Below are 15276 nucleotides of genomic sequence, written 5' to 3'. Positions count from 1 at the left end.
TGCAAGAGCGCATTGTTTAAAGTTTGACTTACATTTAATGTAAATCTCTTTAAATGATGCGCTTTTCTATTTACCTACTCATAAGCTCACTAGCCGTACTAAGCTATAGCTGTACCTCTCAAAATAAACAAAAAGATGTACAAGAAGAAGCACCATCGCAAGAAACTAGCCGTATCTCCACACAAGCACCTGCACAGGATTATAACTTTAATTTGAGTCCGCCGCCATTAAGCCAATTCATACGTAGGATCTTTCAAGATTCTCAAGGTAGCTTATGGATGGGAACTAATGGTGATGGCGTGATACGATATAATGGAACGAGCGCAGACTACTTTTCTATAGACGAAGGTTTTAATGGCGAGGCAGTGCGAGCAATTCTGGAGGATAAAGATGGTACACTTTGGTTTGGGACCAATCGAGGTCTTGTAAGCTATGATCTGAATGCGACGACATCTAGCAGTAAACCCACTTTTAAAAACTACGCAGAAGCGCAGGGACTCACTGCAAATAATATCTGGAGTATGTTACTAGATTCTAAAGGAACCTTGTGGATAGGCGCTGTGAGTGGCATAAACACCTATGACGGAACAACATTTACTCCTTTCCCGCTACCAGAAACCAGCGTAGATAATTCTCGTGGTGTCTCGAGTACGACCATTGTGCATAGCATAATGGAGGATACAAAAGGACAGCTTTGGTTTGCCTCAAATAGTGGTGCTTTTATATGGGATGGCAATACGCTAGATACCTTGAGCACCAAAGACGGTCTCGCAGGTAATAATGTGAATGATATGCTAGAAGACCGCGCAGGTAATATCTGGTTTGCAACACACCATAAAGGCGTGAGCCGTTATGATGGAACAAAGTTTACAAACTTTACTACAGATGGAGCAATTACAGGAGAAGAAGTGTGGAGTCTTTTTGAAGACTCAAAAGGAAACATCTGGTTTCCTGCCGAAAATGCTGGGGTATACAAATACGATGGTAATAGCTTTACCAACTATAATCAGGACGATGGCTTACAAAGCAATGCTATCCAGACCATTTATGAGGATGCTACAGGCACCATCTGGTTAGGAGGATATCAGGGGCTTTCTAGATTAAAAGGTGATAAAATTATACTGGTCACAGAAAGTGGCCCGTGGAAGGATTGAGCAGGTCAAGATTACTCAAAAACAAAAAAGGCGACCATACGGTCGCCTTTTTAAATAATTATTATCTCGTAATATTACATATTACGTCTGTACTGCCCTCCTACTTCAAAGAGCGCACTTGTGATTTGTCCTAGTGAGCAAACTTTTGTTGCTTCCATAAGTTCTTCAAAAATGTTGCGGTTATTAATCGCTGCATCTTGAATTTTTGCAAGCTCTGCTTCTATCTTATCTGCTTTTTCCTTGTGGAGGTTTTCTAGCATTTCGATTTGATATTGCTTCTCCTCTTCGGTAGCTCTAATTACTTCGGCTGGGCGTACTGTTGGACTTCCTTTTGAACTCAAGAAGGTGTTTACTCCGATAATAGGGAACTCACCGTTATGCTTAAGCGTTTCATAATACAAGCTTTCTTCTTGTATTTTAGAACGCTGGTACATTGTCTCCATCGCTCCTAGTACACCACCACGCTCTGTGATTCTGTCAAATTCTAGTAAGACTGCTTCTTCTACAAGCTCTGTAAGTTCTTCTATAATAAATGATCCCTGTATTGGGTTTTCATTTTTAGTAAGTCCTAGCTCTTTATTGATAATAAGCTGTATTGCCATCGCACGACGTACACTCTCTTCTGTAGGCGTTGTGATAGCCTCATCATAAGCATTTGTGTGTAGCGAGTTACAGTTATCATAAATCGCATACAAGGCTTGCAAGGTTGTACGTATGTCGTTAAAATCAATCTCTTGTGCGTGTAAACTACGCCCAGATGTCTGGATGTGGTACTTAAGCATTTGTGCACGTGAGTTTGCTTTATACTTCTCCTTCATTGCTTTTGCCCAAATCTTACGAGCAACACGACCTATGACCGCATATTCTGGATCGATTCCGTTTGAGAAAAAGAACGATAAGTTAGGACCAAATTTATTGATATCCATCCCACGGCTTAGGTAGTACTCTACATACGTAAACCCGTTAGATAATGTAAGTGCAAGTTGCGTGATAGGGTTTGCTCCTGCCTCTGCAATGTGATATCCAGAGATAGACACACTATAGAAGTTACGCACTTTTTGCTCGATAAAGTACTCTTGTACATCACCCATTAAGCGCAGTGCAAACTCTGTAGAGAAGATACACGTATTCTGCGCTTGATCTTCTTTAAGAATATCTGCTTGTACCGTACCACGCACTTGTGTAAGCGTCTCTACTTTTATGCGGTTATATACATCTGCTGGGAGTACTTGGTCACCTGTTACGCCTAGTAACATTAACCCTAGACCATCATTTCCTTCTGGAAGATCACCTTGGTATGCTGGACGTGTTTTTCCTTTATAGATAGCTGCAATCTTTGCTTCTACCTCTGCTTCTAGTCCGTTTTCTTTTATGTACTTCTCACAGTTTTGATCTATAGCGGCATTCATAAAGAAACCTAGCAACATAGGCGCAGGTCCGTTTATCGTCATACTTACAGAGGTCATTGCGTGACTTAAGTCAAAACCAGAGTACAATTTCTTTGCATCATCAAGACAGCAAATACTCACTCCCGCGTTACCTATCTTACCATAAATATCTGGACGGTGACCTGGATCGTTACCATATAAGGTTACCGAGTCAAAAGCGGTACTTAATCGCTTAGCTGGCATTCCTAAACTCACGTAGTGAAAACGCTTGTTTGTGCGCTCTGGTCCTCCTTCTCCTGCAAACATACGTGTAGGATCTTCTCCCGTACGTTTAAAAGGATAGAGTCCCGCAGTGTATGGGAATTCTCCCGGTACATTTTCTTGTAAACACCAGATTAAGATATCTCCCCAAGCTTGATACTTTGGCAAGGCTACCTTAGGTATTTCTGTATGTGATAATGACGCACTGTGCGTAGGGATTTTAATCTCCTTGTCTCTTACCTTAAAGGTATACACAGGTGCTTTGTATCTATTTACTTTCTCGTCCCAACCGGTAATAATCTCCCAGTTGTACGGATCGAGATCCATTTTTACTCTGTCAAATTGTGCAAGTAGCAATTTTAATACTTCTCGATTTTCTGATTTATTTGACAAAAAGGAGTCATTAAGACCAGTTTTAGTGATGTGAATTGTGAAATTGGCAATAGACTCAATAGTTTTATAAATACCATAAAGTGTTTGTGCTGTTTCTTGTTGCGCTTTCGCGAAAGCGTCATACCCTCTATTACTCTCTGCAATCTCGCTCAGGTAACGTGTACGCGCTGGAGGTATTACAAAGATCTTCTCACTCATCTCCTGGCTTATCTCAAAAGTACTCGTAAGATCTGCCTCGTTTACCGTGTTTACCTTTTCCATTATACGCTTGTAAAGCGTGTTCATCCCTGGGTCGTTAAACTGGCTTGCAATGGTTCCAAAAACTGGTAACTCATCTTGCGGTGTATCCCACAAGTTATTGTTGCGCATATATTGTTTCTTAACATCACGTAGCGCATCTAGCGATCCACGCTTGTCAAATTTGTTTATCGCAACGAGATCTGCAAAGTCTAGCATATCTATTTTCTCGAGCTGCGTAGCTGCACCAAATTCTGGTGTCATCACATAAAGCGACACATCGCTATGCTCTAGTATCTCTGTATCTGACTGCCCAATACCTGATGTCTCAAGGATGATTAAATCATACTCTGCTGCTTTAAGTACTTCTATGGCTTCGCCTACATACTTAGATAGTGCGAGGTTACTCTGTCTGGTAGCCAGCGAGCGCATATACACACGCTCATTGTTAATCGCATTCATACGGATACGGTCACCTAGTAAGGCTCCGCCCGTTTTACGCTTAGAAGGATCTACAGAAATAAGACCAATAGTCTTCTCTGGAAAATCAATAAGAAATCTACGCACCAGCTCATCTACTAGTGAAGATTTACCTGCTCCTCCAGTACCTGTAATACCAAGTACGGGTGTGAGTGAGGATTCATTCTTTTTATGAATTGCATCAAGCGTTTCTTTTGCAACCTCTGGAAAGTTTTCGGCAGCAGAGATTACTCTGGCTATAGCCGTAGGTACTTTATCACTTAGTTGAGAAGCTTGATTATCTAGCTTATCTCCTATGGCATAATCAGACTGCTGTACAAGGTCATTAATCATTCCTTGTAATCCCATCGCACGGCCATCATCTGGAGAGTAGATACGAGTAATCCCGTAATCCATAAGCTCCTTAATCTCTTCTGGAAGTATCACACCACCTCCTCCACCGAAGATTTTAATATGCCCCGCACCTTTCTCTTTAAGAAGGTCGTACATATATTTAAAATACTCATTGTGCCCTCCTTGATAAGAGGTCATTGCAATGGCATTTGCATCTTCTTGTATGGCAGTATTTACTACTTCTTCTACACTGCGGTCGTGACCTAAATGTATTACCTCTACACCGGTACTTTGTATAATACGGCGCATAATATTTATCGCGGCATCGTGTCCGTCAAAAAGGGAAGCAGCAGTTACTATTCTAACTTTATGCTTAGGAGTATAAGGAGTGGCTTGTTCCATTTGTAATTTTAAGTATGTATAACGATGTAAATTTACGTAATATTCAATAATAAAGCGAGTTGAATATGAATTACACAAAAAAGAAAGTTTATATGTGATTTGCGTTATAATATGTGCAATTTAGAGGTAAGAAAATCAAGCTTATGGCACATCTTACCTTACTTATACACTGCAAAGACCAAAAGGGAATTATCGCCTCGGTGACTAATTTCATTTTGGAAAATCAAGGAAACACCACCTATATAGATCAGCACGTAGATGCGGTGGCAAATGTATTTTTTATGCGCCTTGAGTGTGTTTTTACAAATCCATCTTTTAGCACTGCACAGTTTAAAACGGCTTTTAAAGAAAAGCTGGCAACTCCCTTTGAGATGCAATGGCAACTTTATCCAGCTACTCAAAAACTCAAAATGGCCATTTTTGTGTCAAAATATGATCACTGCCTCTATGATATACTAGGTCGCTACAACGCTGGCGAACTTAACGTAGACATTCCTTTTATCATAAGTAACCATAGTGATCTCGCACATATTGCGGCAAATTTTGACATTCCTTTTTATCACATCCCAGTGACAAAAGACACTAAAGCTGCTGCAGAGCAAGAACAGCTTAAACTACTCAAAGCACATCACGTAGACTTTATTGTACTCGCTCGCTATATGCAAATCGTAACGCCCACGGTAATAAATGAATTTCCGCATCGCATTATAAACATACACCACTCTTTCTTACCTGCCTTTGTAGGTGCAAAGCCTTATCACGCGGCCTTTGCTCGCGGTGTAAAAATTATAGGCACCACCAGCCACTACGTCACAGAAGAACTAGACGCAGGTCCCATCATCGAGCAAGACACCATACGTGTAACCCACAGCCACACCATTCCAGACCTCATTGCAAAAGGTAGGGACCTGGAGAAAATCGTACTCTCAAGAGCTATAAAATTGCACGCACAGCACAAGTGTTTTGTTTATGGTAATAAGACGATAATTTTTACATAAAATAAATGAATAAGCTGGGTTACGCTTTCGCGAAAGCGTAATTATCAATTATATTTACCACAATACTTAAATGACATTATTATGAAAAAGATCATCGCTGTACTCGTTTTATTTTCACTCGTTTCTTGCGCCGAATTACAAGGCGTTATAGATAGTTTACCTACAGAATCTGAAACTTCTGGAATAAGCAACCAGATGATAGGTAGTGGTCTTAAGCAGGCGTTAGATTTTGGGATTGATAAACAAGTAACAAAGCTTACCTCTACTGATGGTTTTTATAAAAATGAATTGGTGAAAATCTTATTACCAGAAGAGTTACAAAAAGTAGATAAAACACTAAGAGCAATAGGCTTAGGAAGTCTTGCAGATGAAGGTATAAAAGCTCTAAACCGCGCTGCCGAAGATGCGGTAAGTGAGGCTACTCCTATCTTTGTGGACGCGGTGAAGCAAATTACCTTTAACGATGTACGTACCATTTTACTAGGAACAGATAATGCCGCAACTCAATATCTAGAAGGAAAAACAAACACGGCATTGTATAATAAATTCAACCCTGTAATTAAAAATAGCTTTGCCAAAGTAGGCGCAGATCAAATCTGGACTAACCTCATCACAAAGTATAATGACTTACCTCTTACAAATAATGTAAATCCAGACCTTACAGATTATGTAACGCAACAAGCGCTACAAGGTGTCTACACAATGATCGCTGTTGAGGAAAAAGAAATAAGAACAAAAACACAAAGTAGAACTACAGATTTACTTAAGCGCGTGTTTGCATTACAAGATTAACAAGATTAATCTTACATTAATTACTTGATTTTTATATAGTTATAACATTTTGGTTGAAATATTTTTTTTACATTTAATGTATAAAAGGAATCCCCAAAAACTAATTAATCAAGTATGAATACTGTTGCCTCAAAACATAAGCGCCTCAAATCTTTTATGCAACGCAAACATCAAAAACTTGTAGAAGAGTCTTATAATCTTATGTATACAGATCACGCTAAGAGTGATGTGCTTACCTATGAAGCTTTACAGCTTGATAAAAAGATGAAGTTCTTAAAGTTTTAAATCTCTACACAGGCTGGCAAAATATGGAAAGGCTTTTATGAGCCTACTGCCGTACCAAGAGAAAAACTCACCATCTACAAGTATTACCTGTGCTGTTGTATTTTTTTGAAATTCCTCTATGTGCTTTTCTGAGAAAGGAAATGGCTCCGAAGACAAGAACACATAATCTAAGTCTTTGAGATCTTCTTCGGTAACTGTAGGATACCTTCCTTCGTTATTTTTAAACGCATTTATAAAACCTAGCTCCTCGATAAGGTGATGTATAAAGGTATCATCACCTACAACCATAAGTGGCTCTTTCCATATAAAATAGCCTACTTTAGGGGTGTTAATGGGTTTTGTTATGCTTTCGCGAAAGCGTTCTTGTTCTTTTTTAATGCGAGTTGTGATTGTTGTAGCACGTTGAGTCACATTAAAAATAGTACCATATTGTATGATAAGATTGTGAGCATCTTGAAGCGTCTTAACATCAGATAGGTGTACGGTTGCAATATCTTGCAGTATACGAACCATCTCCTCTGTATTTTCTTCTTTATTACAAAGTATGATATCAGGTTGTAGTGCCTTAATCTTATCAAAATGTACTTGCTTTGTACCTCCCACAACGCTTACTTCATTGCGTAAAATCACTGGGTGAACACAAAATTTTGTAATACCTACAAGTGAAGATTGTAAACCGAGATCTACCAACAGCTCTGTCTGGCTAGGCACTAATGAGACTATGCGCACAGGCGTATGATCAAAAGTAAGGGATCGCCCCATCTGATCTACTATGTGCATCTCTAGCTGTTTTGAACTAAAATCTCTTGCATTTCTGACTGCATTTGCTGGGCAACATTACGTGCTGCAATGGCAAAATCTTCTCCTTGAGAATTATAGATAATCCCTCTTGAAGAATTAACTAGAAGACCTATATCTTCTGTCATACCATATTTACATACTTCGCGTAAGCTACCTCCTTGTGCTCCTACACCAGGTACAAGTAAGAAAGCTTCTGGTATGATGGCTCTTATATCTGTAAGATACTCTGCCTTTGTCGCACCTACCACATACATAAGCTGGTCACTATTTTCATAGCTTTTAGAAGTCTCAAGTACGTGCTTATATAGCTCTTTCCCGTTAATAGTCTGGGTCTGAAAGTCAAAAGCACCTTGGTTAGACGTAAGGGCTAGCATTATGGTATGCTTATCTTTAAAAGCGAGAAACGGCTCTACAGAGTCTTTTCCCATATAAGGCGCTACGGTAACTGAGTCAAAATTGAGATCTTCGAAAAAGGCTTTTGCATATCGTGTAGACGTATTACCTATATCGCCACGCTTTGCATCTGCTATGGTAAATTGCTCTGGATAAGTTTCATTAATATAATTAATGGTTTTCTCCAGCGCCTTCCAGCCCTTAAGACCATAAGCCTCATAAAATGCCGTGTTAGGTTTATAACCTACACAAAGGTCTTGAGTCGCATCTATAATGGCTTTATTAAAAGCAAAGATGGGATCTTCCTCTTTTAACAAGTGCTTAGGTATTTTATCAAGATCTGTATCTAGACCTACAATAAGAAAAGATTGTTTCTTTTTAATCTGCGAGATAAGATCTTCTGTCTTCATTGTGTGCTTATAATTCTCCTTCGGTGAACTTGAGTTTTTCTGTATTTTCTACAAGTCTTAACTCTTCTAGTATTTTTTGAATATCTCCATTTATAATGTTTTGGAGATCGTATAAAGTAAGTCCTATACGGTGGTCTGTCACACGTCCTTGTGGATAGTTGTAGGTACGTATTTTTGCACTACGGTCACCACTACTTACTTGTGAGTTACGCTTTGCAGCATCTTCTTCTTGCTTTTTTGCAAGCTCAAGATCATACAGACGAGAGCGTAGTACCTTAAAGGCTTTCTCTTTGTTTTTGTGTTGTGATTTTTGATCTTGACACTGTGCTACAAGTCCTGTAGGGATGTGTGTTAATCTTACTGCAGAGTAGGTTGTATTTACAGACTGCCCTCCTGGCCCTGATGAACAGAAAAAGTCTACACGTACATCTTTAGGCTCTATTTGTACATCAAACTCTTCGGCTTCTGGAAGTACCATTACGGTAGCAGCACTGGTGTGTACACGACCTTGAGTTTCTGTCTGAGGTACACGTTGTACACGGTGCACTCCAGCCTCAAACTTCATTGTACCGTACACATCTTGACCTGTAATCTCAAACTGGATTTCTTTAAATCCTCCAGAGGTACCCTCTGAGTAATCTACCGTACTATGTTTCCACCCAGGCACGCTATCTACATACTTAGTGTACATTCTGTAAAGATCTCCTGCAAAGATACTTGCCTCGTCACCACCGGTTCCCGCACGTATTTCTACTACGACGTTTTTGGCATCTTCTGGATCTTTTGGGATAAGCATCATTCTGATTTTTTCCTCAAGTTCAGGAATACCAGATTTTGCTTCTTCGTATTGCATTTTTGCCATTTCAACCATCTCGGCATCGCTACCGTCTGCTATGATTTCTTCGGCTTCTTTAAAATTATCTGTAAGCTCAATATATTCTTCACGCACATCCATTAGTGCCTTTAAGTCACTATACTCCTTGTTAAGAGAGACATAACGTTTTTGATCTGATATAATATCTGGCTGTATGATAAGGTCACTTACCTCATCAAAACGCTGCTTTACTATCTGTAATTTTTCTAACATCTACTTTCTATAATAAGTAGCGAATTTACGATAATTTAAGCGAGGAATGAAAGAGAAATACGGTTGTATGCTTTCGCGAAAGCGAGAAAACAAGACTCCTATATAATTAAGAATAGTTTGTTAATTCTCCCTGTTCTTCTTCTTGTGATGAATTATCTAGTACTGTGTACAAGAAAAAAGTTAAACCAAACACAAAAAAGATATGATATAAGTAATAGAAGTGATTGATACCAAAATAGTAAGCTAGAAGTGATGACACATCTGAAAAAATAAAACAGAAGACAAAAAACATAAATGCAAGCGACCTATTATTATTAGCCACTCTATTATACAAAATCGCCGTAGCTCCTAAAAATGTAATAATAATCCCGAATAGAAAAACAAATCCCGACTGAAAGCTGCCTTGGTAACTCTCCTTTACTTGAGATATTAATTCATTAAGTATAAAAACGTTAAGCGCCATAAAGATAAATGTGTACAATATGGCTGCCTTATCTTTTATGAAAGTACTAAATAGGTCCAAACGTTTTATGCATATAAGGCCATATGAAACGCAGCCCAATAAAATGTATGCTATTTGCCCAGAGCTTTTATTAAAATAAAAAACAGAAATCTCTCTCAAAACTAGCATAATGAGTATCCCAATAATGAGATATCTTATATGGCTTGCTCTTAGAATGTAATAGATAAGATAAACAACTACAGTAAACAGTGGCGTGAACCTAAAAAAATTATGGTCAGCCCTTAAGTATATAGAAAGTACATTGAGTACAATCAAGATTACGGTAACTAATGGTAAATATTTACATACCTTCCCTAGCGAAAATCTCATTACTTCGTTGTTAGTTGAGGATTCTTAAAATTCTTATTACTTTTTTACAAGTAAAAGAACTTAATCTAAGGTAAGTATTTTTTTGTAAGAATTCTAGTAAAAAAAATAATTAATAGTAACGTAATTTACTTACAAACAATTGATTACCTATTTCTAGTAAGTAAAATCACCGTGAGCACTACTTATACTTAGTTTTTTACCAGAAGGTGAATCTTCTACCCTACCTACTATTTGTGCATCTACATTATAAGATTTTGATATCGCAATAAGATCATCTGCTACCTCTTGAGGACAATAAATCTCCATACGGTGCCCCATATTAAAGACTTGATACATCTCTTTCCAGTCTGTGCCACTCTCCTCTTGAATTAATTTAAACAAAGGTGGTGTCTCAAAAAGGTTATCTTTTATAATGTGTAGATTTTCTACAAAGTGTAAAATTTTAGTTTGTGCTCCTCCACTACAGTGCACCATACCGTGTATACTGTCTGACTTATATTTAGATAATATATCTTTTATAATAGGTGCATAGGTTCTAGTAGGTGATAATACAAGTTTACCAGCATCTATAGGACTATCTGTAACTGCGTCTGTAAGTTTTTTTGAACCACTGTACACTAGATCTTCAGGTACTGCTGCGTCAAAGCTTTCTGGATATTTTTGAGCTAGGTAGTTATCAAAAACGTCGTGACGAGCAGAGGTAAGACCATTACTTCCCATCCCACCGTTATAAGAGGTCTCATAACTAGCTTGACCAAAAGATGCTAGACCTACAATTACATCACCAGGAGTGATATTTGCATTATCTATCACATCACTACGCTTCATTCTTGCCGTTACTGTAGAGTCTACAATAATCGTGCGCACAAGATCACCCACATCTGCGGTTTCTCCACCGGTACTGTGTATGGTTACTCCGTATGACTTAAGCTCTTCTAGTAACTCTTCAGATCCATTAATAATAGCCGAAATTACTTCGCCTGGTATTAAGTTCTTATTACGCCCTATGGTAGAAGATAACATTATATGATCTGTAGCACCTACACATAGTAGGTCGTCTATATTCATAATGAGCGCATCTTGAGCGATACCCTTCCATACAGAGATGTCTCCCGTTTCTTTCCAATACATATATGCCAGGGCAGATTTTGTCCCTGCGCCATCTGCGTGCATTACAAGACAATAATCATCATCTCCTGTAAGTGCATCTGGTACGATTTTACAAAATGCTTTGGGAAACAAGCCCTTGTCTACATTTTTAATCGCGTTGTGTACATCTTCTTTACCAGCAGATACTCCGCGTTGTGCATATCGTTTAGAAATTTCTTGGCTCATTAGGTAGATTTTATGGCGCAAAAATAGGGATTAATTAATGAGAGGTAAAATAGACTAGCCTGCAGTTATAAACTATTTGTAAAATGTGGCGGGTTGTTGTTATTACGCTTTCGCGAAAGCGTAAAATAGACGCTAAAAATCAGTTTTTTCTTACATCAATATTTTACCAAACTCTCTTCATTCCAGTAATTTATGCCTTAGTCTATTTGAGTTTTTTCTTTGCTTATTTATGTCTACTTTCAAGGTTCATTAACCATTCTATTTATTAAATCTTATACACCTTGAACAACTTTCTTTTTAATAAAAGTTACTACATATTACATATCGCCCTCCTTTTAAGCTCACTCTCTGTGATGAGCCAAGATGATGGACTCAAACGACAAGATGTTTTAGGTCACGGCTTCGATGTGCGCTATGTAGATGCCCTAGACTGGGGCACATCTTCAAAGGGCAAACTGCTTTTTAAGGGTGGCTCCTCTACAAGTAAGATTTCCTCATCACCTGCTGTATCTTATCATTTTGTCACCACCCCTTATGAGTATGAGAAGGAACTCTTGCGCACAGACTCTCTAGACAGCCCTTTTCAGGCTATAAATAGTCACGCATATTATGAGGCCTTTGAGGCAGACGGCAGCGACAAGCTACTCTTTGTATATACTCAAAAGAGAAAACCTATAGAACGTAAATCTCTACGCACAAGCTCTACAAAAACATTAGATAGTGCGATGGTGGCAGATTTTTCAAGACTGGGGCGTGATATTACACCAGAAGGTTTTATACACAGATACGGAACTCATTATGCAGACCAAGTTGTATACGGTGGTATATTTTTAAAAAGAAACCTCATTAAAAACACAGATTATATTTACTCACCATACGAGAAAGGTGAGTTTCAACAACAGGTTGTAAAAGATATTATTGCAACTCATACGGGCGCTAGTGATCCAGACCCTTACATAAATGCTGGGCAAAGCAACACCTATACCATAGGAGGAACAAAAGATGCGCAGTGGTTTACAGACTGGGAAGGTACCGTATCTCAAAATAGTAAGCCCATAGAGGTCACATTGCAAACGTTTTCAGAACTCTTTAGAACGGTATCTATGCCAGAGGTTGAAGACAAGGCAAAAAAAGTAAGAATGCTAGATAGTGTTATAGAAGTCGCAACTGCCTATGCTCAAAAAGCTGTGCAGCGACCAGTAACAAGTAAATATTATAAAAAGTACTCCCTACGCTTTAAGCAAGATCTCACTAAGATTATTAAAAAAAATATGGGAGGTGAGAATGCAACGAGCACAGACTACACGGGAGATATATTTTTTGGTGGCTTTTCAAAAGACGATGCTATACTTGATATAAAACCGCTTATAGAGCTGGGTGGTCTCCGTCTTGAAACCCTTATTACAGACGAAGAAGTGCTTCTAGATAGAAACGTCATAATCACCATAAAAGCCGAAGACCTTAAAAGAGGCTACCTAAGTGTATGGGATGATGCAAAAAAACTAGTAAAAGGAGGAGGCAGGACGCGCTTGCGAGTTTCTGGTACAGAAGACGCAAAGACCTATTACAAAGACATATTAAAGCAAAAAGTAGAAAAAACCATCGAGCTAGAAACGATTGATAAGGACATCTACGATATCACCTATACCGCAGAGCTTATTAAAGACGAGGGCCTTATTGAGAACATCACAACTACTTATAATTATGTACTAGATACAGAGCTTGTTGCTGCTGCTGCGACCGGTAATATCCCGTTATTAAAAGACTTATTTAAAAAAAATGGAAACGTAGGTGCAAATGGATTACTACAAGCCATCATTACTAATAAACAAGATAACGATGTTCTTAACTTTGTACTAGATAATGGCGTGATACCTACTACCGAAGATCTGGATGTAGCTTTTGAACCTAGAAATTTTGAGAGAGAAAAAGCACTCATCCTCTTAGAACGAGGAGCAAAGCCTAAAAATAATATGATTTATAAAGCGGTAGCTTATAAAGAGGCAGATGTGATTTATGCACTCTTTAGAGAAGGAGCCATCCCTAGAAATAATGATCTAGCTTATGCGCTTGAGCTCTACCACTACCCTACGGTAAAAGCGTTAATGAGTGAAGAGTTTGAAGAATTTGTAGCTGGTAAAAACGAACTACTTCTCGCTGCCGAAAATAATGACGAAGATCTTGCTCAAAAATTTGTTAAGCTAGGCTCTACCGCAGATGCCTACATACTAGACAGAGCAACCCAGCACGATAATATGGCTCTACGCAATGTTATTGTACCTGTTACCGAAGCAAGCGGAGAAACGCTTGAGGTCGTAGCCAAACTAAATGATACAGATCTCTTTAATTATTTTGTTAAGAAAGAAGCAAAACTTGATTCTAATCTTGCAGCAGAGGTTGCGGTAGATAACAGTAACACAGCCATACTTGATATGGCACTTAAGAGTGGAGCTCAAGCCACAGAGATACTCACCTATGCAATTGAGAAAGATAACAAACCAGCCATAGAAGTATCATTAAAAAACAAAGCCGTTGCAGATGAGGTTTTCTCATATGCAGCAAAGTCTCAAGATACACAACTCTTTAATGATGCCCTTAATACGTACAACGGCACTCCTGCTGTAGCGCTAGAGGCTGCCGTACAAGAAGACCGTGTGATGCTAGCGCAATCTGTGATAAGCACAAAAAGTGCCTCTATAGATGCCACTCAAACATTAGACCTTGCCGTCTCAAAGGAAAATCTTGAGATGGTTGAGCTACTTGTGCAAAACGATGCAGACCCATCTCAAGGTATTAAAACGGCCGTATCTAGAGAAAACGAATCTATTACCGCTTTCCTGGTGACCAAGGGAGCAGCTACGGCAGACCCGGCGCTATTACAAGAAGCTGTAAAAAAAGAAAATCTCGCCATATCAAAAATTCTTATAGAACAAGGACAGGCTAATGTAAGCGAGGCTATTGTAGATGCTACAGAAACTGGTAATAAGGAAATTACTGGCTATTTACTAGAGAAAGGTGCAGATACAGAAGAGGCTCTTAACGCTGCTATGGAAACTAAGGACGAAGATATTATTCTTCTCATCTTAGCAAAAACAGAACATATCGACCCGTCGTTTATCTCTACTGCTGCCAGAAAAGGAAATCTCAAAGTTGTACAAAAACTTATAGAACGAGGTTTAAGTACAAGTATCGCTCTAGAAGACGCGATGCGTTACAAACAACTTGACGTTGCAAAATTACTCATAGAGAATGGTGCAAAACCTACACAGTACGACCTAGAGCTCGCTCTTAAGTTCAACTTTATAGAAGGAACAAAACTTGTACTCGAGCAAGGTGTAACACCTACGGAAGCATTTGAAAATGGTTATTACCCCCTACATCTAGTTACAGAGACGTATGAAACTACAGATAGTGATTTGATAAAACTTCTAATATCTTATGGAGCAGATGTAAACGCACAAAACAAAAGAGATGAGACTCCATTACACCTAGCTGCTAGTGGCAACGAGAATGCACTTCCCAATGTAACAGCTTTACTTGAGGCAGATGCAAATGCACTACTCACAAATAAGAACAATCTTACTGCTTTGGATTACACCACTAACAAGACGCTAAAAAACATCATTAAAAAAGCACAAAAAGAAGCACGCAAAAAGTCTTAAGGTAAGATTACATTTCTAAAGTTCATAGGTACG

General features: G+C 38.7%; 10 protein-coding genes. 5 read left to right on the top strand and 5 right to left on the bottom strand.

The annotated features are described in order from the left end of the window. Positions 1–53: 53 nt before the first annotated feature. The gene (locus ACJJVM_RS13360; RefSeq protein ID WP_405211957.1) at positions 54–1154 is read left to right on the top strand and encodes a two-component regulator propeller domain-containing protein; all 1101 of its coding nucleotides are present in this window, start codon (positions 54–56) and stop codon (positions 1152–1154) included. 74 nt (positions 1155–1228) lie between these two features. Here the strand turns inward: ACJJVM_RS13360 and ACJJVM_RS13355 are convergent, their stop codons facing one another. Then, positions 1229–4648, bottom strand: a complete 3420-nt coding sequence (locus tag ACJJVM_RS13355; RefSeq protein WP_405211956.1) for a methylmalonyl-CoA mutase family protein — start codon at positions 4646–4648, stop codon at positions 1229–1231. A 143-nt stretch (positions 4649–4791) separates the two neighbouring features. On the opposite strand from ACJJVM_RS13355, the gene purU reads away from it, so the two are divergent. The 3 genes from purU (at position 4792) to ACJJVM_RS13340 (ending at position 6723) form a co-directional block, all read left to right on the top strand. After that, entirely contained in the window at positions 4792–5646 is an 855-nt protein-coding gene (purU, locus tag ACJJVM_RS13350; RefSeq protein ID WP_405211955.1) for a formyltetrahydrofolate deformylase, read from the top strand. Positions 5647–5727: 81 nt separating this feature from the next. Further along, on the top strand, positions 5728–6438 hold the full coding sequence (locus tag ACJJVM_RS13345) for a DUF4197 domain-containing protein (protein ID WP_405211954.1): 711 nt from the start codon (positions 5728–5730) through the stop codon (positions 6436–6438). Positions 6439–6552: 114 nt separating this feature from the next. Beyond that, positions 6553–6723 (top strand): Lacal_2735 family protein, encoded by a 171-nt coding sequence (locus tag ACJJVM_RS13340; RefSeq protein ID WP_298348321.1) that lies wholly within the window; start codon positions 6553–6555, stop codon positions 6721–6723. Here ACJJVM_RS13340 and ACJJVM_RS13335 read toward each other — a convergent pair. From ACJJVM_RS13335 to ACJJVM_RS13320, 4 genes are all read right to left on the bottom strand, one after another. Then, complete coding sequence (locus tag ACJJVM_RS13335; protein WP_405211953.1) at positions 6712–7503, bottom strand: ABC transporter substrate-binding protein; 792 nt, start codon at positions 7501–7503, stop codon at positions 6712–6714. The genes ACJJVM_RS13340 and ACJJVM_RS13335 overlap by 12 nt on opposite strands. 2 nt (positions 7504–7505) lie before the next feature. After that, complete coding sequence (pyrF, locus tag ACJJVM_RS13330; protein WP_405211952.1) at positions 7506–8327, bottom strand: orotidine-5'-phosphate decarboxylase; 822 nt, start codon at positions 8325–8327, stop codon at positions 7506–7508. A 7-nt stretch (positions 8328–8334) separates the two neighbouring features. Further along, the gene (prfA, locus tag ACJJVM_RS13325; protein ID WP_021778694.1) at positions 8335–9414 is read right to left on the bottom strand and encodes a peptide chain release factor 1; all 1080 of its coding nucleotides are present in this window, start codon (positions 9412–9414) and stop codon (positions 8335–8337) included. A 985-nt stretch (positions 9415–10399) separates the two neighbouring features. Next, positions 10400–11581 carry an AIR synthase related protein gene (locus ACJJVM_RS13320; protein ID WP_405211951.1) on the bottom strand — a complete coding sequence of 394 codons (1182 nt, stop codon included), beginning with the start codon at positions 11579–11581 and terminating at the stop codon, positions 10400–10402. Positions 11582–11934: 353 nt separating this feature from the next. Between ACJJVM_RS13320 and ACJJVM_RS13315 the strand changes: the two genes are divergently transcribed. Next, complete coding sequence (locus ACJJVM_RS13315) at positions 11935–15243, top strand: ankyrin repeat domain-containing protein (protein ID WP_405212217.1); 3309 nt, start codon at positions 11935–11937, stop codon at positions 15241–15243. The last annotated feature ends 33 nt before the right edge of the window (positions 15244–15276 follow it).

It is taken from the genome of Dokdonia sp. Asnod2-E02, from assembly GCF_045063915.1.
Classification (GTDB): domain Bacteria; phylum Bacteroidota; class Bacteroidia; order Flavobacteriales; family Flavobacteriaceae; genus Dokdonia.
This window is presented reverse-complemented; position numbering and strand designations above follow the sequence as displayed.

Bases quoted from the DNA above. Each gene is read 5' to 3' on its own strand.
- ACJJVM_RS13360 (WP_405211957.1), top strand. From the start codon at position 54: ATGATGCGCTTTTCTATTTACCTACTCATAAGCTCACTAGCCGTACTA.
- ACJJVM_RS13355 (WP_405211956.1), bottom strand. From the start codon at position 4,648: ATGGAACAAGCCACTCCTTATACTCCTAAGCATAAAGTTAGAATAGTA.
- purU (WP_405211955.1), top strand. From the start codon at position 4,792: ATGGCACATCTTACCTTACTTATACACTGCAAAGACCAAAAGGGAATT.
- ACJJVM_RS13345 (WP_405211954.1), top strand. From the start codon at position 5,728: ATGAAAAAGATCATCGCTGTACTCGTTTTATTTTCACTCGTTTCTTGC.
- ACJJVM_RS13340 (WP_298348321.1), top strand. From the start codon at position 6,553: ATGAATACTGTTGCCTCAAAACATAAGCGCCTCAAATCTTTTATGCAA.
- ACJJVM_RS13335 (WP_405211953.1), bottom strand. From the start codon at position 7,503: ATGCACATAGTAGATCAGATGGGGCGATCCCTTACTTTTGATCATACG.
- pyrF (WP_405211952.1), bottom strand. From the start codon at position 8,327: ATGAAGACAGAAGATCTTATCTCGCAGATTAAAAAGAAACAATCTTTT.
- prfA (WP_021778694.1), bottom strand. From the start codon at position 9,414: ATGTTAGAAAAATTACAGATAGTAAAGCAGCGTTTTGATGAGGTAAGT.
- ACJJVM_RS13320 (WP_405211951.1), bottom strand. From the start codon at position 11,581: ATGAGCCAAGAAATTTCTAAACGATATGCACAACGCGGAGTATCTGCT.
- ACJJVM_RS13315 (WP_405212217.1), top strand. From the start codon at position 11,935: ATGAGCCAAGATGATGGACTCAAACGACAAGATGTTTTAGGTCACGGC.